14 protein-coding genes and 2 tRNA genes are annotated in these 19,091 nt (G+C 69.2%); 10 read left to right on the top strand and 6 right to left on the bottom strand.

Features of this window, described 5'->3' with window-relative positions; all coding sequences use genetic code 11:
• The first annotated feature begins 233 nt into the window (after positions 1-233).
• Positions 234-1,448: a CapA family protein gene (locus C4K88_RS09640; protein WP_104121735.1), complete on the top strand. Its 1,215-nt coding sequence runs from the start codon at positions 234-236 to the stop codon at positions 1,446-1,448.
• Between the two features lie 60 nt (positions 1,449-1,508).
• Here C4K88_RS09640 and C4K88_RS09635 read toward each other — a convergent pair whose 3' ends face one another.
• Positions 1,509-2,666, bottom strand: coding sequence for an SLC13 family permease (locus tag C4K88_RS09635; RefSeq protein ID WP_241521816.1), 1,158 nt, complete (start codon positions 2,664-2,666; stop codon positions 1,509-1,511).
• A gap of 119 nt (positions 2,667-2,785) precedes the next feature.
• On the opposite strand from C4K88_RS09635, the gene C4K88_RS09630 reads away from it, so the two are divergent.
• Positions 2,786-4,162, top strand: coding sequence for a cystathionine beta-synthase (locus C4K88_RS09630; RefSeq protein WP_104121426.1), 1,377 nt, complete (start codon positions 2,786-2,788; stop codon positions 4,160-4,162).
• 20 nt (positions 4,163-4,182) lie between these two features.
• Positions 4,183-5,346, top strand: a complete 1,164-nt coding sequence (locus tag C4K88_RS09625) for a cystathionine gamma-synthase (protein ID WP_104121425.1) — start codon at positions 4,183-4,185, stop codon at positions 5,344-5,346.
• Between the two features lie 99 nt (positions 5,347-5,445).
• On the opposite strand, the gene C4K88_RS09620 is transcribed toward C4K88_RS09625, so the two are convergent.
• The 4 genes from C4K88_RS09620 to C4K88_RS09605 all read right to left on the bottom strand — a co-directional run bounded on the left by C4K88_RS09620 (position 5,446) and on the right by C4K88_RS09605 (position 10,719).
• Positions 5,446-6,987: a sulfatase-like hydrolase/transferase gene (locus C4K88_RS09620; RefSeq protein WP_241521815.1), complete on the bottom strand. Its 1,542-nt coding sequence runs from the start codon at positions 6,985-6,987 to the stop codon at positions 5,446-5,448.
• 259 nt (positions 6,988-7,246) lie between these two features.
• Positions 7,247-8,806, bottom strand: coding sequence for a sulfatase-like hydrolase/transferase (locus C4K88_RS09615; RefSeq protein ID WP_167399013.1), 1,560 nt, complete (start codon positions 8,804-8,806; stop codon positions 7,247-7,249).
• A gap of 300 nt (positions 8,807-9,106) precedes the next feature.
• A complete protein-coding gene (locus C4K88_RS09610) occupies positions 9,107-9,523 on the bottom strand; it encodes a hypothetical protein (RefSeq protein WP_104121423.1) in 417 nt (138 codons plus the stop codon).
• An 8-nt stretch (positions 9,524-9,531) separates the two neighbouring features.
• Complete coding sequence (locus C4K88_RS09605; protein ID WP_104121422.1) at positions 9,532-10,719, bottom strand: amidohydrolase; 1,188 nt, start codon at positions 10,717-10,719, stop codon at positions 9,532-9,534.
• Between the two features lie 144 nt (positions 10,720-10,863).
• Here C4K88_RS09605 and C4K88_RS09600 point away from each other — a divergent pair, with 144 nt between their 5' ends.
• From C4K88_RS09600 to C4K88_RS09570, 7 genes are all read left to right on the top strand, one after another.
• Positions 10,864-12,267, top strand: coding sequence for a glycosyltransferase 87 family protein (locus tag C4K88_RS09600; protein WP_167399012.1), 1,404 nt, complete (start codon positions 10,864-10,866; stop codon positions 12,265-12,267).
• Positions 12,267-13,856 (top strand): sensor histidine kinase, encoded by a 1,590-nt coding sequence (locus C4K88_RS09595; protein WP_104121420.1) that lies wholly within the window; start codon positions 12,267-12,269, stop codon positions 13,854-13,856. The genes C4K88_RS09600 and C4K88_RS09595 overlap by 1 nt, the downstream gene beginning before the upstream one ends.
• Positions 13,853-14,527, top strand: coding sequence for a response regulator (locus tag C4K88_RS09590; protein WP_104121419.1), 675 nt, complete (start codon positions 13,853-13,855; stop codon positions 14,525-14,527). The genes C4K88_RS09595 and C4K88_RS09590 overlap by 4 nt, the downstream gene beginning before the upstream one ends.
• A gap of 20 nt (positions 14,528-14,547) precedes the next feature.
• Positions 14,548-15,204 carry an MOSC domain-containing protein gene (locus tag C4K88_RS09585; RefSeq protein ID WP_104121732.1) on the top strand — a complete coding sequence of 219 codons (657 nt, stop codon included), beginning with the start codon at positions 14,548-14,550 and terminating at the stop codon, positions 15,202-15,204.
• A 336-nt stretch (positions 15,205-15,540) separates the two neighbouring features.
• Entirely contained in the window at positions 15,541-17,460 is a 1,920-nt protein-coding gene (locus tag C4K88_RS09580; protein WP_438502342.1) for a DEAD/DEAH box helicase, read from the top strand.
• 127 nt (positions 17,461-17,587) lie between these two features.
• Positions 17,588-17,659 (top strand) — tRNA-Thr (locus C4K88_RS09575).
• Between the two features lie 55 nt (positions 17,660-17,714).
• A tRNA-Met gene (locus C4K88_RS09570) sits at positions 17,715-17,788 on the top strand.
• A gap of 64 nt (positions 17,789-17,852) precedes the next feature.
• Here the strand turns inward: C4K88_RS09570 and C4K88_RS09565 are convergent.
• On the bottom strand, positions 17,853-19,022 hold the full coding sequence (locus C4K88_RS09565) for an RtcB family protein (RefSeq protein WP_104121418.1): 1,170 nt from the start codon (positions 19,020-19,022) through the stop codon (positions 17,853-17,855).
• Between the last annotated feature and the right edge of the window lie 69 nt (positions 19,023-19,091).

The raw sequence follows: 19,091 nt of genomic DNA, 5'->3' as shown, positions 1-19,091 counted from the left end.
CTCCGGGCGTCCCGGACCGGAGATGGCCGGCGGCGCGCACGGTACCAGCACGGGTCCGCGGCGGCTACGGCGGGTTCCCAGGCCGGCGGGATCGCGCGTCACCCCTACCAGTGCGGAGTAGCATCGGACGTCCGGTGGAATCGTCATGAGGACGGCAGATGGCTGCGGTGCCCAGGAATCGGGGGAGGGGGATGTCCCCCGTCATGTCCCGCGTGTGCCGTCCCGCTCCGAGGATGACCCTGCGTCTCGTCGTCCTGCTGTGGGTGATCCTCCTGTGCGGCTGCTCGGGGGACGGCGGTGCGGCGGAGGATCCAGCACCTCGAGCGGCTGCCTCGGACCCGGCGTCGACGGCGCCCGCACCGACACCAGCACCGACATCAGCACCGGCTCCGGCTCCCGCGGCCTGTGAGGACTGCGCGAGCATCGTCCTCACAGGGGACCTCCTGGTCCATCCGCAGCTGTGGGAGCAGGCGGCCGCGGATGCGGCGGTGACCGGGAATCCTCCGCTCGACTTCGAGCCGCTGCTCGCCGGCCAACGCCCCTACCTCTCCACCGCAAGCCTGGGGATCTGCCACCTCGAGACGCCGGTGGCGGCGCCGGAGGGACCCTTCGCGGGGTACCCGCAGTTCAACGTCCCCCCGCAGATCCTCGATGCCGCGAGGGATGTCGGTTACGACGCCTGCACGACAGCCAGCAACCACTCCCTGGACTGGGGGCCGGAGGGTGTCGAGCGGACCCTCGCCGCCCTGGACGCGGCGGGCCTGGACCACACCGGTTCCTACGCCAGTGCCGCGGACGCGGAGGAGACCCTGATCCTCGACCGGTCGGGGGTGAAGGTGGCGGTCATCGAGGCGACGTACGGCCTGAACGGGGCCGTGCCCGACCAGCCGTGGCGGGTGGACCTGCTCGACGCGCCGACGATGATCGCCAAGGCCCGGGCCGCCCGGGCCCTGGGCGCGGACATCGTGATCGCTGCACTGCATGCCGGCGACGAATACGCCTCGGTCCCGAACGCCCAGCAGACCGGGACCGCGCACGCGCTCGCCGACAGCGGCCAGGTGGATTTCGTCTACGGCCACCACACCCACTCCGTCCTGCCCATCGAGAGGTACAAGGACACCTGGATCGTCTACGGCCTGGGGAACGGGGTGACCGAACTGTCACCGGTCCACGACGTCAACAACGAGGGGCTGATGGTCAGGGCCCGCCTCAGCCGGGACGAGACCGGCGCCTGGTCGGTCGCGGGGCTCGACTGGCTCCCGTCCCTGATCGTCTCCGACCCCTATCGCTGGTGTTCCCTCGCTCCGGACCGGCCCGTCGGCTCCTGCTCGTCGCCCGAGCAGGAGGCTGCCGTCCGGGAGCGCACCCGGGGCGTCGTCGAATCCCTCGGCGCTGCCGCCGCCGGCGCCCGTCAGTGGGAGCTGTCCGCGGAGGCGACCGGTCGCTAGAACCCTTCCTCGACAATGCGCGATCCTGGTGCCGAGCGACGCCGTCGTGCCGCCCCGGCCTCACCCCTCGAGCAGCCAGAGCACGGCGACGGCGGCCGGCAGCATCGGCAGGGTGACCAGCAGCCCGGCGAGGGCGAACGGCACCCACCGGATACGCAGGCCCAGGGACCGCAGCCGCTCGGCCCAGAGCAGCGTCGCGAGGGAACCCCACGGGGTGACGAGCGGGCCGAGGTTCACGCCGATCAGCACCGCCGCGAGCCGGACGGGGGACCCCGCGGTGGGCTCGAGGGCCAGATAGGCGGGCAGGTTGTTCACGGCGTTGGCGCCCATCGCGCCGGCGGCCGTGAGCTGCAGCAGGTCGGCGAAGCCCTCGCCGGTCCCTGCGGCCGGGGTGAGGAAGCCGTCGAGCCCCTGCGCGTGGGCCGCGGTCACGAGGACGAAGAGGCTGAGTGCGATGACGAGCGGATTGACGGGGATGAGCCGGACAGTGAGCGCGTCCCGGCGTCGGACGGCGAACAGGACCGTCAGGACGACGGCGGCGAGGGTGGCGCTGAGGGCCACCGGGACCCCGCTGACCAGGGCCGGCAGGAGGAGGGCGAGCACCACGTAGCCGCAGCGCAGCAGGACGCTGTCGTCCACCGTGCGGGAGGGCGCGGGGGAGAACCGTCCGGCGAGCTGGCGTCGGAAGATCAGGAACAGGACGGCGCAGGGCACGACGACGCCGACCGCGGCGGGCCCGTACACGAGCCCCGCGAACGCGACCGGGCTGAGCCCCAGTTCCTCCTGCACGAGCAGGTTCGTGAGGTTGGACACCGGCAGAAGGAGCGATGCCGTGTTGGCGAGCCAGACGATGGTCACCGCGAACGGCAGCGGCGGCAGGCCGGCCCGGCGGGCGAGCAGGACCACGAGGGGTGTGAGCAGGACGGCCGTCGTGTCGAGGGAGAAGAACACCGTGCAGGCGACGGCGAGGAGGACCGTCACCAGCCACAGCACCAGGGTGCGTCCGCCGGCGATGCGCGCGGCACCCGCAATGACGCGCTCGAAGACGCCGGCCGAGAACAGCAGGTCGGTGACCACCGTCATGGACGTCACGAAGAGCAGGATCGGCCAGATCCGCTCCCACAGGGCTACGAGATCCGGGCCCGGCAGCAGGCCGGTCACGATGCACAGCACTGCGAGGACGGGCAGGATCGCACGCGAGGCATGGCGCAGGTTCAAGGGTCTCCGTTCCGCCGGCCAGTATGGCACGCGTGCCGGGTGGGTGCCGCGGAGGTCGTGATGTCCCGCTACGTAACAGCGGCACGGAGGTTGGGGGGCCAGCCGGTAGCGTTGTACCCATGAAGTATGCCAATTCCATCGTTGACCTGATCGGCAACACCCCGCTGGTCAAGCTCAACTCCGTCACCGACGGCATCAGGGCCACCGTCCTCGCGAAGGTCGAATACCTCAACCCCGGCGGGTCGGTGAAGGACCGCATCGCGGCCAGGATCATCGACGCCGCGGAGGCCGAGGGCAAGATCAAGCCCGGCGGCACCATCGTCGAACCGACCTCCGGCAACACCGGCGTCGGTCTGGCCCTCGTCGCCCAGCAGCGCGGGTACAAGTGCGTGTTCGTGGTCCCCGACAAGGTCGGCGAGGACAAACGCAACGTCCTCAAGGCGTACGGCGCGGAGGTCGTGGTCACCCCCACGGCCGTAGCGCCCGACAGCCCGGAGTCCTACTACGGCGTCTCCGACCGGCTCGTCCGCGAGATCCCCGGCGCCTACAAGCCGGACCAGTTCTCCAACCAGTACGGTCCGCTCAGCCACTACGAGACCACCGGGCCGGAGATCTGGAACGACACCGACGGCACCCTGACGCACTTCGTCACCGGCGTCGGGACGGGTGGAACCATCACCGGCACGGGCCGGTACCTGAAGGAGGTCTCCGCCGACCGCGAGGGCGGTCCCGTCCGCATCATCGGCGCGGACCCGGACGGCTCCATCTACTCCGGCGGCACCGGCCGCCCCTACTTCGTCGAAGGCGTCGGCGAGGACATGTGGCCGGACTCCTACGACCCCTCGGTGCCGGACGAGATCCACGGGGTCACCGATGACGAGAGCTTCGCGATGACCCGCCGGCTCGCCCGCGAGGAGGGCCTGCTGGTCGGCGGTTCCTGCGGCATGGCCGTGGTCGCGGCGCTGCGCGTGGCGAAGGACCTGACGGAGGACGACGTCGTCGTGGTCCTCCTGCCCGACGGCGGCCGCGGCTACCTGGGCAAGATCTTCAACGACGACTGGATGAAGTCCTACGGCTTCATGGACGGCGGCGAGGACACGAACGTGGGGGAGGTGCTGCGCGCCAAGAGCGGTGCCCTGCCGGACCTCGTGCACACGCACCCCACCAAGACGGTCCGCGACGTCATCGCGATCATGGCCGAGTACGGCGTGTCCAGCGTCCCCGTGCTGTCGCAGGAACCGCCGGTCAAGATCGGCGAGGTCCTGGGCTCGATCGACGAGCGGTCCCTGACGGCGAAGCTCTTCCACGGCGAGGCGAAGCTGACGGACGAGGTCTCACGGCACATGGAGGCGAAGCTGCCCCTCATCGGGTCCCGCGAATCCGTGGAGACGGCCCGCGAGAGGCTCCAGCACGGCGACACGCTGATGGTGACCTCCGTCGGCTCGCCGGTGGGAATTCTCACGCGGCATGACTTGCTGACATACATGAGCCAGTAACCCCGAACTCCAGGAGCATCGTGACGCACTCTGACGCCCAGGGTTTCAACACCCGGGCCATCCACGCGGGCCAGACCCCCGATCCGACGACCGGCGCGGTGATCCCGCCCCTGTACCAGACCACCACGTTCGCCCAGGACGGCATCGGTCAGCTGCGCAACGGCTACGAGTACGGCCGCGGCACCAACCCCACCCGGGACTCGCTGCAGGTCCAGATCGCGGCGCTCGAAGGGGGCAGGCATGCCTTCAGCTTCTCCTCCGGCCTCGCCGCCGAGGACGCCCTGATCCGCGCCGCGCTGCGTCCGGGCGACCACATCGTGCTCGGCAACGATGCGTACGGGGGCACCTACCGCCTGATCAGCCGCGTCCTGTCCGAGTGGGGCATCACGAACACCGCCGTGGACATGGCGGACACTGACGCCGTCCGGGCCGCCATCGCTGTGAACAACACGAAGATGGTCTGGGTCGAGACGCCGTCGAACCCGATGATGAAGATCACCGACATCGCCGCCACGGCCCAGCTCGCGCACGAGGCCGGTGCCCTGCTCGTCGTCGACAACACGTTCGCGTCGCCCTACCTGCAGCAGCCGCTCACGTTCGGGGCCGACGTCGTCGTGCATTCGACCACCAAGTACATCGGCGGGCACTCCGATGCCAGCGGCGGGGCCGTCGTCGTGAACGACGACGCGCTCGCGGAGAAGGTCGGGTTCGTACAGTTCGCGGTCGGTGCCGTGTCCGCGCCGATGGAGGCCTGGCTGACCACGCGCGGGCTGAAGACCCTCGGCGTCCGCATGGACCGCCATTCCTCGAACGCGACGGCGATCGCCCGCTGGCTGCAGGAGCAGGACGAGGTGGAGCGCGTGTTCTACCCGGGGCTGCCGGAACATCCCGGCCATGACCTCGCCGCTGCCCAGATGAAGGACTTCGGCGGCATGATCTCCGTGACCTTCAAGGGAGGAGCGGACGCCGCGAAGAAGGTGGCCGAATCCACGCACGTGTTCACGCTCGCGGAGTCCCTCGGCGGCATCGAGTCGCTCATGAACTACCCGAGCGACATGACGCACGCCTCCGTCAAGGGGACCGAACTCGCCGTACCCGAGAACCTCATCCGGCTGTCGGTCGGCATCGAGGACATCGAGGACCTGATCGGTGACCTCGAGAAGGCCATCGCGACCCTCCGCTAGACCTCACGCCGCTGGACCTCACGGAAAAGGCCCCTTCTGTCGAAGGGGCCTTTTCCGTGTTCGGCAGTCATTGCCGGGGGCGGTGTGCGCCCCCGGCCGCTATTTGGCGCCGGCCCCGCCGGCCCAGGCCTTCTCATAGAAGTCCTGGGACCCTGATTCGAGCAGTTGCACGTAGGAATCCCCTTCCATCGACTGCGCCGAATCGTCCGGGATCTCCGACGTGAACGCGGACACACCCAGGCCGGCCTGGCGGTCCTTCAACGTCAACCCGGCGGCCTCCAGGATCGTCGGGAACATGTTCAGCTGATCTGCGTCGGTGCGCATCGGGCTGGTGCCCCCGCCAGGGACCCAGACCCGATTGAAGATGGTGCGGTGGGGGTTGTTGTCCAGCTGCTTGTGGAAAGGGTCGCCTGCCGTCATGAGCTTCAGGTGGTCGCCCATGATGATCACAGCCGTGTCGTCGAGGTAGCCCTTCGCCTCCATGTGGTCCACGAACCCGGCCACCTGGGCCATGGAGCACGAGAACACCGATGTCATCACGTTCTCGGTGTCCACGGAGCAGTAGTCGAAGACGTGCGCGGGGTCGTGGGTGTCCAGCGTCAGCATGGAGAGGTTGAAGGGCTGGCCGGTCCGCTCCGCTTCCGCGTGCAGCTCGTCGATCTCGTCCTTCGCGTTGTCCATCAGGCGTCCGTCGCTCAGGCCCCAGTCGGCGCTGAAGTTCTCCTCCGGCTCCCCGGCGGCCTTCCAATCGGGGAGGTCCTTCACCTTGGAGTAGCCGTGTGTCTCCAGGAAGGTGCCCTTCGCGGCGAACTCGGCGTTGGCGCCGCCCAGGAACACACTGGTGTACCCGTGGGCCTCGAGGATGTCACCTACGCAGGTCGTGCCGCCCAGGTAGGCACCGATCGCGCTGTCGAGTCCGTTGAGGGAGCCGCTCTTCGGGGCGGGGCCGCCGCCCTTCAGCGGGATGCCGCACTGCGTGCCGACGATGCCGGCCATGGTCCAGCCTCCCCCTCGGTAATTGTAGAGAGGGTCGACGCTCTGCCAGCCGTCCGAGGCCTGGGTGACCTCTTTCAGGGGAGCGAATGCATCCTTCTCGAAGAGATCCTCGTCCTCGAACGTGGCTTCGCCGGACTCCAGGTAGATCAGCACCAGGTTGCGCTTGGCCTCATCACTGGTGACCGTCGGCTCCACGTAGTAGTCGCTCACGTCGTACCCCGAGTTCGCCGCCTTGATGTAGTCGACCATCCCGACCGCGCTGGAGAAGGCCGTGGTGCCGCCGACGACCAGCGCGGCGACGAGGGCGGTGGAGACGGCACGCACGGGCCACGGCGATCGGTCGGTGCGCTCGTCCTCCCCGACCTGGCGGCGCTTGCGGCGACGGTAGTACTGGAACAGGGCGATCCCGACCGTGATGAGCAGGGGCAATACTCCCACCCCCAGGATGCCCATCCAGACCAGCGCCCCGCCGCCTCCTTCGGTTTCCACGGAGACCAGGTTCAGGAGCATCTGATTCACCGAGATCTTGCCCCAGTAGAAGTGGATGCCGGCGGCGGCGATGAGCAGGGTGAGTCCCGCCCAGATCAGGACATAGACAAGCGTGCGGCCCACGACGATGCCGATTCGTCGTGTCACGTGATTCATCCGTTCGGAAATGGGAGGCCCTTTCATTCCAGATGTCCGTTCTCGCCGTACACCTTGACAATGCGCCCATCGCGGGGCGTGAAATCGAGTAGTACAGACACGGTACCCGTTCATTTACGGTTTACCCACCGGCCACGGCGCGTTCACCACGTGTCCCGATGATCAGGACGGTCCTTCCGCGGGTGTTGGTCCGGCTCGGAGATCCCGGACAGGCGCCGCCTCCGTGCGTCCTACGGGACAGGCGCCGCCTCCGTGCGTCCTACGGGACAGGCTCCGTGTCGGTCCAGGCCTCCGCGTAGAAGTCCGCGGAGCGCGAGTCCAGCAGCTCCGCATAGGGGCCGGGGTCCATGGCCTGTGCCGAGCCGGCCGGGATCTCCGGGGCGAAGGCGGACACCCCGAGCCCTGCCTGCCGGTCCTTCAGGGTCAGTCCGGCGGCTTCGAGGAGGGTCGGGTACAGGTTCAGCTGGTCCCCGCCGGCGCGGAGCGCGCCGTTGCTGCCATCGACGGTGCTGCCGGGGATCCAGAGCCGGTTGAAGATGGTGCGGTTGGGGTGGTGGTCCAGTTGTTCGTGGAACTGGTCGTTCGCATTCATGTGCTTGAGGTGGTCCCCCATGATCACCACGGCGGTGTCGTCCAGGTAACCCTTCTCCTCCATGTGGTCGACGAACCCGGCCACCTCGGTCATGGAGCAGGAGAACACGGAGGTGAGCTCGTTCGCCGTGTCCACCGGGCAGTAGTCGTGGACGTGTACGGGCTCGTGGGTGTCCAGCGTGAGGATGGACAGGTTGAACGGGGTGCCGGTCGCCTCCGCGTCAGCATGCAGGGCGTCGATCTCGTCCCGTGCGTGGGCCAGGAGTCGCTGGTCGCTCAGACCCCAATCGCTGCGGAAGCTCGTCGCGGGTTCGCCGGCGGCGCGCCAGTGGGCGAGATCCTTCACCTCGGAGTAGCCATGGTCGCGCAGGAACGTCTCCTTCGCCGCGAAGGAGGCATTGGCGCCGCCGAGGAACGTGCTGGTGTACCCGTGCTCCGCCAGGACGTCGCCGAGGCAGGTGGTCCCGCCCAGGTAGGTGGCGACGTCGTCGCCGAGGTCGTTGAGGGAGTCGCTGCTCGCCGTGGGGGCGCCGCCCTTCAGCGGGATTCCGCACTGGGTCGAGACGAGTCCGGCCATGGTCCACCCACCACCTCTGTACTGCTGGAGATCGTCGATGCTCTGCCATCCGTCCGACTCCTGCGTGGCGTCCTTCAACGAAGCGAAGGCGTCCTTCTCGAAGAGCTGGCCGTCGGCGAGGGTGGCTTCGCCCGATTCCAGGTAGATCAGCACCAGGTTGCGCTTCTGCTCGTCACCGGTGACGACCGGCTCCACGTGATACCGGCCGAGGTCGTACTCGGAGTTCGCCGCCTTGATGTAGTCGCCCATTCCCACGGCGCTGCTGAAGGCGGTGGTGCCTCCGAGGACCACCGTGGCAACCAGGGCCGTGGAGACGGTGCGTGTCACCCACGGCGGGCGCCGTATGCCTTCATCCCGGTGGAGGCGCCTGTTTCGTCGGGAATGCTGCCACAGCGCGATGCCGACGGTGATGAGGACGGGGAGGACTCCGAGGCCCAGGATGCCCATCCAGACGAGTGGCCCGCCACCGCCGTCGGTCTCCACGGAGACGAGGTTGAGGATCATCTGGTTGACGGAGATCTCACCCCAGAGGAAACGGATCCCCGTGGCGGCGACGAGCAGCACGAGCCCCGCCCACAGCAGGACGTAGAGCAGCACACGTCCCACCATCACCCCGACCCGTCGGGTCATGTGGGGAATGCGGTCGGACATGCGGTACCTCGCGATCCAGATGACCGCGTGTTCGTCGTGCACCCTCGACAATGCACCCGCTCATAAAGCCTGAAAATCCTGATGTCGACACGCTACCCGTTCGACAACGGTTCACCCGTCAGACGCGGACCGTTCACCCGGTTTTCCCAGCTTCGTGTGAGCCCCCGGAGGTGGGTCCTTCAGGGGTGGGTCCTTCAGGGGTGGGCCGCCGCGGCGGGGGCGCAGAGCCGGGGGAACGGAGCCACGGGCCCGGGCCGCCGCGGCGGGCGCGGGCTCGGGGAAGACGCCGCCGGGCTCGGGCTACCGCGACCCCGGCAGCCGGAGGCGCTTCTTCGCCTTCGGCTGTGTCAGCTGGAAGTAGTCACTGGTCTGCGGCAGCCACATGAGCAGGACGGCGACGAGCATCGCCCCCGCGATCAGCGACAGCCCCGGTGTCCCACGGACCACGATCGGCACGCCCGCGATGATCCCGATGGTGCTCAGCAGCTCGCGGGCGCTCCTCCTGCCCCGGCGCAACGGGAGCAGGAGGAGCAGCTGCAGGACGGCGAGTGCCCCGAAGAGCGCGCCGAGACCGATGAAGCCTGCGCGGTCGAGATCCTGAACCGCGGCCGACGTGATGAAGGTGCCGGCGGCGACGAGCAGCAGGACCGCGATCACGAGCCACAGCACGACGGCGGCCCGCAGGGTGAACGGCCGCGGCGGCAGGGGCTTCGCCATGGGACGTCCTAGACCCGCGGGGCGACGGTGCCGGTACGCGCGTCGGTGTCGTAGGAGTAGACCTCCGTGCCACCGATCCAGACCTGCAGGGCGCGCTGCATGACGTCGAGCGGGTCACCGCTCCACAGCACGAGGTCCGCGTCCTTGCCGACGGCGAGCGAGCCGAGACGGTCGGCCAGCCCGAGGACCTTCGCCGGGTTGATCGTGATGGAGCGCAGCGCCGTCTCGCGGTCGAGGCCCTCCTTGATGGCCAGCGTGGCCTGGTGGACGAGGAAGTTGATCGGGATGACCGGGTGGTCGGTGATGATCGAGATCTCGACGCCGGCCTTCGCGAGTTTGCCCGGGTTGGCGATCGACCGGCCCCGCAGTTCCACCTTGGACTTCGTGGTGAAGAGGGGCCCGATCAGCACGGGGGTCCCGCGCTCGGCCAGGACGTCGCCGAGCAGGTGCGCCTCGGTGCCGTGGTCCAGGACGAGGTCGTACCCGAACTCGTCCGCGATCCGGATCGCGGTGGCGATGTCGTCGGCGCGGTGTGCGTGCTGGCGCCAGGGGATCTCACGGCGCAGCACCATGGCCAGCGCCTCGAGGTGCGGGTCGCGTGCGTTCTCATCGGCCTTGCCCATGTAGTTCTGGGCCTTCATGAACGCCTCACGGATCACGAGTGCGGTGCCGAGGCGCGTCGACGGCGTCTTGTCCTTGCCCCCGTACACGCGCTTCGGGTTCTCGCCGAGCGCCGACTTGAGGCCGCTGGGGGAGCGCAGCACCATCTCCTCGAGGTACCGGCCATGCGTGTGGAGGGCGACGGCGAGCCCGCCGATCGGGTTGCCGGACCCCGGGTTGACGTTCACGGTGGTCACGCCGCCCGCGAGGGCGTCGTCGAACCCCGGGTCGAAGGGGTTGATCGCGTCGATGGCGCGGACGCCGGCGGTGTTCGGGTTCGTCATCTCGTTCGTGTCGTCGCCGGCGGGACCCTCGCCCTCCTCGTGCGTCCCGAGGTGCACGTGGGCGTCGACGAAGCCGGGCAGCAGCCACTTCCCCGCGGCGTCGACGACGGTCGCGCCGTCGGGCACGGAGACGGACGCCCCGAGGGCCGTGATCCGTCCGTCCTCGACGACGACGGTGCCGTCGAAGGGATCGCCGTCGATCGGGACGACGTGCGCGTTCGTGATGGCGGTGGTTCCGCTGGAGTACGACATCTGGAGTGAGACCTTTCACAGGGGGTCGGGTGATTTCCACCATATCGCCACGCGGGCCGGCCGGCCGGGGCGTGCCTACACTGGATGAGCCGTTCGCCGGGCTTCCCGGACCGGTTCCAGCACCCGATCCCCGAAGGGAGAAGCATGAGCCGGCGCAGTGCTCCGACGACGGCGAGGACCCGGGCGCTGGCCCTGGTGGCCGCAGTGGTGGTGGCCGGGGCCCTGGCGGCCTGGGCGTTCGCCTGGGCGGACTTCATCGGCCTCGACTTCAGGGTGTACCGCATGGGCGGGCAGTCCGTGGTCGACGCCGACGGCTCGCTGTACTCGCGCTCCTTCGGTGAGGGCGAGGGCTCCCTGCTGTTCACCTATCCGCCGTTCGCCGCGCTCGCCTTCACCGTGCTGACGCTGGTGAGCGCGGAGACGGGGGCCGCACTCTTCGTCGCGCTGTCCGTCGCGATCGCGGGTGCGACGTCGCTGCTCATCACCCGCTACCTCGGCGGTTTCTCCGCCGTCCGCGACGTGCTCCGTCACCCGATCGCGCTGCCGCTCGCGATCGCCGGGACCGGCCTCGTGTGCCTGCTCGGTCCCTGGCGGGAGACCATGGCGTTCTCGCAGGTCAACATCGTGCTCTTCGCCATGATCGCCGTCGACCTCCTCTCCGGGCCGCACCGCCGGATGCCGACGGGCCTGCTCACCGGTATCGCCGCCGGCATCAAACTGACACCTCTGGTCTTCGGCCTGTACTTCCTCGTCCGCGGCGAGTGGAAGCAGCTGTTCGCCATGGCGGGCGGCTTCTTCGGCACCATCGCCGTCGGCTTCCTCCTCCTCCCGGGCGAATCCCTGACCTACTGGCTGCAGATGCTGCGGGACACCGGGCGCATCGGCGGCGAGGGGTATGTGGACAACCTCTCGGTCCGCGGGGCCATCCTCCACTTCCTGGGTCCCGACTTCCCCTCCACCGTCCCGTGGCTGGTCGTCTCCCTCCTGCTCGTCGCTGCGACCGCCTACGTCATCCGCGTCTCGAAGCAGCACCGCGACCGGTTCCTGCCCATCGCGATGACCTCGCTGCTCATGCTCCTCATCTCGCCGATCTCGTGGTCGCACCACTGGGTGTGGATCGTCGTGGTCCTCGCTGTCCTCGCCGGGCAGGCCGCAGGTCTGCCCCAGGGCCTGTCGGCCTACCGGACGACGGCGGCGGTCCTCTTCGTCGTGACCCTCCTGGTCTTCATCTACTCGCCGAAGACGATCGGCCTGCTGTTCGGGGCGGAGGACCTCAACTCGCAGCTCACCACCGGCTGGCTGATGGCCTCCAGTGCCGGTGTCTTCTGTGCCCTCGCGATCACCGTGTTCTGGGTCCTGCTGACCTGGACGCGGCAGGCCCTGCCGGCGCCCGCACCCCGCGGGGAGCACGCTGACGGCGGACACGCCGGCCGCGGACACCTCAGCTCCGGGAACGGCAGCACCACTGCCGGGACGAACCGTGCGGGAACCGGAGCGGACGGCCCGACTGCTCCCGACGACGCCCTCCCCGGCACCTCCCGCCGCTGATGGCACCGGCGGCGCGGCGCACTCTCGCGGCTCCCGTCGGGCGGCTGCGCGTCGCGGTCGCCTGCGCCGTCGCGCTGATCCTGCCCCCGCTGCTCGAGGCGGCCGTCTTCCGAGTGGGCGGTTCACTGCTGGCGGTCGACGTCCTGTTCCAGCTCGCCTGCGTGATCGCCGTCGCCCTGATCGGTGGCCTCTGGCCGGCCCTCCTGGGTGCGCTGTGGAGCACCATCATCCTGAACTACACGTCCACCGAGCCGTTCGGGTCGCTCGAGATCTCCGATGCCGAGAACATCGCCACGGTGCTGATCTTCATCGCCGTCGCGGTGACCGTGTCCCTCGTGGTCGGACTGTCGGCGCAGCGCTCCCGCGACGCCGCACTGGCGCAGCAGGAAGCAGCGCTGCTCGGGGCGTTGGCCCGCGGCGCGCTCGCGGAGGAGGACACACTGCAGGGCTTCCTGCGGCACGTCCAGACCCAGTTCGACGTCGACGCCGTCGCCCTCTTCGGTCGCACCGCAGGTCCCACCGACACGGGGGATCAGCACCCGGACCATGAGCTCACGGCGGGTCTCGGCGTGGAGCGGACGGCGCTGGCGGTGCGCGACACGCCCGGCGTCGGGACGGACCGGCGCGGCACGACATCGGACCGGCTTGACACGATGCGGGAGGGACACGATGCGGCCCGGCGCGACGGCGCGGACCCGTGGACGCCCGAGGCGGCGACCACCCTCGAGCCGCTGGACGGCGATGTCACCCTAGCCCTCTACGGACACCAGTTGTCGGCCCGTGAGCGGGGCCTCCTGACGGCATTCGCCGGACAGCTCCGGTCCATGCTCCAGCGGCAGGAACTGGTCCGGAGCACGCGCACCAACCGGCGGCTGGTCGAAGGGAACGTGATGCGCACGGCGATCCTGCGGTCGGTGTCCCACGATCTCCGCACGCCCCTGGCCGGCATCAAGCTGGCGGTCAGCAGTCTCCGTCATTCCGAGATGAACTTCTCCCGCGAGGAGGAGGACGAGCTGCTCGAGACGATCGAGGACTCCTCGGACAGGCTGGACGCGCTCGTCAACAACCTCCTCGACATGTCGCGGATCACGGGCGATGCGGTGAACGCGCTGCTGCGTCCGCTCCGGTGGGTCGACGTCGTCGGGCCCGCCCTCGTGAACATCCCCGCGGACCGCGTGCACGTCGCCATCCCGCCGAACCTCCCGGCGATCGAGGCGGATCCGGTGCTGCTGGAGCGCGTCCTCGCGAACATCGTGGAGAACGCGGTGAAGTACGCACCTGGATCGTCCATCGAGGTGACGGCGTCCGTCGGCGGGACGGGCAAGGCGCTCATCAACGGCTTCCCCGCCAGCGAGCTGCGCGTGATCGACCACGGGCGCGGGGTGTCGCGGGAGGACGTCACCGCCATGTTCCGGCCGTTCCAGCGTCTCGACGACGCGCCGTCGGGGGCCGGCGTGGGGCTCGGGCTCGCGGTGGCGAAGGGCTTCACGGAGGTGATGGGCGGGGTGCTCGACGCCGAGCAGACGCCGGGCGGCGGCCTCACGCTCGTGATCCGCCTGCCCATCTCGACGGGAGCGGCGGAGCTGTGACGCGGGTGCTGGTGGTCGACGACGAGCCGCAGCTCCTCCGTGCCCTCGAGATCAATCTCCGCGCCTACGGCTTCCAGTGCGTGACGGCTGTCGACGGCGAGACCGCCCTCGCCGCCGCCGTCGAGCACCACCCGGACATCATCGTGCTGGACCTGGGACTGCCGGACCTCGACGGCGTGGACGTCATCCGGCGGATCCGCGGGTGGTCGCAGGTCCACATCATCGTGCTGTCGGCGCGGCACGGATCGCAGGACAAGGTGGACGCCCTCGACGCCGGCGCCGACGACTACGTGACGAAGCCCTTCGGCCTCGACGAACTGCTGGCGCGGCTCCGCGTGGCGGCCCGGCGGTCGGCGATCGCGGCGGAGGCCCCGGTGATCGTGACGCCCGACTTCACCCTCGACGCCGGGGCGCGGCGCGTGGTCAGAGACGGGAGCGACATCCGGCTGACGCCCACCGAGTGGAAGATCGTCGACCGGCTGATCAGTCATCCCGGCCGGCTGGTGTCCCAGCAGCAACTGCTCCTGGACGTCTGGGGTCCCGCCTATGCGAAGGACGTCCAGTACCTCCGTGTGTACATGGCGCAGCTGCGCAAGAAGCTCGAGCCGGATCCGGGCGCACCCCGCTACTTCGTCACGGAGAGCGGCATGGGGTACCGCTTCGAGCCGTGACCGAACCTAAGATGATGCCCATGACCTCCGGCACCCTCCTCGCGGTATGCCGCGTGCACGAACTGCTGCCCACGCGGGACTCCACCGGCGTCACCGCCATCGACAAGCGGGCCGTCGCCGGGCCCGTGAACGTCCACCCGCTCGGGCTCACGGGGGATGTCCAGGCCAGCCGCAAGCATCACGGCGGTCCCACGAAGGCCGTCTACGCCTACTCGCAGGAGGACGCCGACTTCTGGGCTGCCCAGCTGGGGCGGGACGTTCCGCCGGGACTCTTCGGCGAGAATCTGCGGGTCGGCGGGATCGATGCCTCCCACGCCGTCATCGGCGAACGCTGGAGCGTGGGAGACCAGGTGGTCCTCGAGGTCACCATGCCGAGGACGCCGTGCGTGAACTTCGCCCGGTACCTGGGGGAGAAGTCCTGGGTGAAGCGCTTCAGCGAGGCCAACCGGGTGGGGACCTACCTGCGCGTGGTGGTGAAGGGCAGCATCACGGCCGGGGACCCGGTCAGGATCAGCAGCGTCCCGGACCACGGGGTCACCGCAGCCCAGGTCTATGCGGGCCTCGACGAGGCGCGGGCCCTGGCCCTTCTCGATGCCGCGGCCGCCGGCTCCCTGACGCTCACCCCGCAGGTGCGCAAGGCCGCCCTGCAGGCCCTGAAGGTGGCAGCCCCGGCCTGACGTGCCGAACGTCACCCGCCGCCGTCGTCCTTCTGGTGCAGGCCACCGCCGTCGTGCCGTAGACTGGGAGCATCCCCCACACCGGTATTCCCTTTACATCCGCCCTTCTGGGCCGGATTGGTTGTGTTGGGGCTCGGAGCACAGACTCGCGAGCAGATTCATCAGGGAGCGCCGGCTAGAAGAAACGTCACACGTCACTGCTGAGAGAGCAGAGAGAACCGTGTGGCCCGGAGTTCGGCGCCGGGATTGAAACAGTGCCGGATTCCTACGTTCATTCGGCACTGCGGGCTCCATCCTGCCAGGGCCGTCCGGCACCTACCTGGAGGATTATTTCCCGTGCCTGAATACCTGTCCGAACAGATCACCGACTCCACCCCCGTCACCGACGAGACCGCAGCGGCCCCCGCCGCACCGGCCGACGACGACGCCGTGGAGATCCGCTTCACCGACCTGAACCTCGACGGCCGTGTCCTCGCAGCCCTCACCGATGTCGGCTACGAGAAGCCCTCGCCCATCCAGGCAGCGACCATCCCCGCACTGCTCGAGGGCCGCGACGTCGTGGGCCTCGCCCAGACCGGCACCGGCAAAACCGCCGCGTTCGCCATCCCCGCACTGTCGAAGATGGCCGAACTCGCCGACATCAACGGTGGCCCGAGCAAGAACACGCAGGTCCTGGTCCTCGCACCCACCCGCGAGCTCGCGCTACAGGTCGCGGAGGCCTTCACCTCGTACGCCAAGCACATGGAGGGCTTCACCGTCCTCCCCGTCTACGGCGGATCGCCCTACGGCCCCCAGCTGGCCGGGCTCCGCCGCGGCGCGCAGGTCGTCGTCGGCACCCCCGGCCGCGTGATCGACCACATCTCCAAGGGCTCGCTCGACCTGTCCAACCTCGAGTACGTGGTGCTCGACGAGGCCGACGAGATGCTGCGCATGGGCTTCGCCGAGGACGTGGAGCAGATCCTCTCCTCGACCCCGGCCGAGAAGCAGGTGGCCCTGTTCTCCGCGACGATGCCCCCGGCCATCCGCCGCATCGCCAAGAAGTACCTGAACGACCCCGCCGAGATCTCGGTCAAGGGCAAGACGACGACGGGCACCAACACGCGTCAGCGCTACCTGCAGGTCATGGGCCCGCACAAGCTCGACGCCATGACCCGCATCCTCGAGGTGGAGGACTACGACGGCATCATCGCCTTCGTCCGCACCAAGATGGCGACCGAAGACCTGGCGGACAAGTTGCGTTCACGGGGCTTCTCGGCTGCAGCCATCAACGGGGACATCCCCCAGCAGCAGCGCGAGCGCACCGTCGAGGCGCTGCGCGACGGCAAGATCGACATCCTCGTCGCCACGGACGTCGCAGCCCGTGGACTCGACGTGGAGCGCATCTCGCTCGTCGTGAACTACGACATCCCGCACGACACCGAGTCCTACGTGCACCGCATCGGGCGTACCGGCCGCGCCGGCCGCTCGGGTGACGCGATCCTGTTCATCACCCCCCGTGAGAAGTACCTGCTCCGGTCGATCGAGAAGGCCACGCGCCAGCCGGTCGAGCAGATGCAGCTGCCCTCCACGGAGAAGATCAACGAGCTGCGCCTGAGCAAGTTCGCGGACAAGATCACCACGACCCTGGCCACCGAGGACGTCTCGCTGTTCCGCGACCTGATCGCGAACTACGAGGCCGAGCACGACGTGCCCGCGGCCGAGATCGCCGCGGCCCTCGCCGTCATGGCCCAGGGCGGCCAGCCCGTCCTGGTCAAGGACATCCCGGTGGCCCCCGCCGGGCAGCGCGAGCGCGCCGACGGACGCAAGGACGCCTTCGGGTCCCGCGGCCCCACGCGCACGCTCACCGAGGGCAACGCCACCTACCGCATCGCGGTGGGCCGTCGCCAGCGCGTGATGCCGGGCTCGATCGTCGGGGCCATCGCGAACGAGGGCGGGCTGTCCTCCTCGCAGATCGGCGGCATCGACATCCGTGCGGACCACAGCCTCGTGGAACTGCCGGCCGATCTGTCCAAGGACCAGCTGCGGGCGCTCTCCAAGACGCGGATCGGCGGCGAGCTGATCCACCTGGAGCTCGACAAGGGACGCAAGCCCGCGGGTAACCGTGGTGCGGGCGAGTTCAAGAAGCCCTTCAAGAAGGACTTCCCCAAGCGCGACGGCGACACCCGGTTCTCGGGCGACGCCAACCGCAAGCCTCGCCAGGCCAAGGGCGCCGGCGCCGGGGCAGGACGCCCCAGCACGCAGTCCGAGCAGTGGTAGCACCTGACTGACCCACCCCGTCGGACCCGTGCCCTGCACGGGTCCGACGCGGAATCCGGGGTCCGCCCCTGAGGGCGGCTGTCGATTTCGCACCAGCGGCAGGGAACTGGTAAAGTTTCTTGCTGTTGCCCCCCTAGCTCAGTGGTAGAGCGCGTTCTTGGTAAGAACGAGGTCACCGGATCGATTCCGGTGGGGGGCTCGCAAATGAGGGGGCCCGTGACGATCATCCGATCGGTGCGGGCAGACTCATTTAGGGCGGTGTAGCTCAGCTGGTTAGAGCGCACGACTCATAATCGTGAGGTCGTGGGATCGAGTCCCACCACCGCTACCGAAGAACAGCAGAAGGCCCCGGAGCTTCGGCTCCGGGGCCTTCTGCGTGTCACGGGTCCGTGTCAATCACCCTTGACGTTGATGATCTGCCGGAGCGTGTGGCGGACGTCCACGAGGTCCCGCGCGTCCTGCAGAACGACGTCGATGTCCTTGTAGGCGGCGGGGATCTCGTCGAGGAACGCCGGCGTGTCCCTGAACTCGATACCGCGCATCGCTGCCCGGAGCTGATCCTGGGTGAAGGTCCTGCGGGCCCGGGTGCGGGAGTACTCGCGGCCCGCCCCGTGCGGTGCCGAGTCCATGGCCTCACGGTTGCCCTTCCCCGTGACGACGTAGGAGCGGGTGCCCATGGAGCCCGGGATGAGTCCTGGCCGCCCTGGGTCGGCTGCGATCGCTCCCTTGCGGGAGAGCCACACGTCCTTCCCGTAGTGCGTCTCGCGGTGCGTGTAGTTGTGATGACAGTTGATGCGCTCGCGTTCCCGGACCGGCCCGCCCACCCAGTCCGTGAACTGGCGCACCACGCGGTCCATCATCTCCTCGCGGTTGAGCAGGGCGAACTTCTGCGCCCACAGGAGCTCGCTGATGTAGCGGTCGAACTCCGGGGTGCCTTCCTCGAGGTACGCGAGGTCCCGGTGGGGGAGAGCGATGGAGCGCGAAGCACAGTAGTCCTGCGCCGCTCGGATGTGCCGCTGGGCGATCCGGTTCCCGATGCCCCGCGACCCCGAATGCAGGAACAGCCAGACGTCGTCCTCCTCGTCGAGGGACACCTCGATGAAGTGGTTCCCCGAGCCGAGGGTGCCGAGCTGCAACCGCCACTGCCTCACGTAGGTCGCCGGGTCGAAGCCGGCGGACCGGGCGTCCTGCTCGAGGGCGTCGATGCGGGGTTGCGCCGAGGCGCTCACGCGCCTGTTGTTGTTGCCGGCCGAGAGCGGTACGGCCCGTTCGATGGCCTCGCGGAGCGTGCGTCGGTCCAGCCGCACCAGGTCCCGTGCCGTGTGATCCGTGTGCACGGCGACCATGCCGCACCCGATGTCGACGCCGACCGCCGCGGGGATGATCGCGCCGAGAGTCGGCAGGACGGACCCGACGGCGCACCCCAGACCCAGGTGGGCATCGGGCATCGACGCGAGGTGCGGGTACACGAACGGCATGGAACTGGTCATCCTGTTCTGGGCCAGGGTGGCGTCATCGATGATGCTCGCGAAATTGACGTACCCGTCGCTGATCCACTCCATCCTCCGAGGCTACCGAGGAGCCCGCTGGCGGGTCGCGGGCGGTGCCGTGCGGTCCCGGCCTTGCGTCGG

It is taken from the genome of Arthrobacter pityocampae (assembly GCF_002927275.1).
Lineage (GTDB): Bacteria > Actinomycetota > Actinomycetes > Actinomycetales > Micrococcaceae > Arthrobacter_D > Arthrobacter_D pityocampae.
The sequence above is the reverse complement of the archived record's forward strand: the minus strand, read 5'-3'. Positions and strand labels throughout refer to the sequence as shown.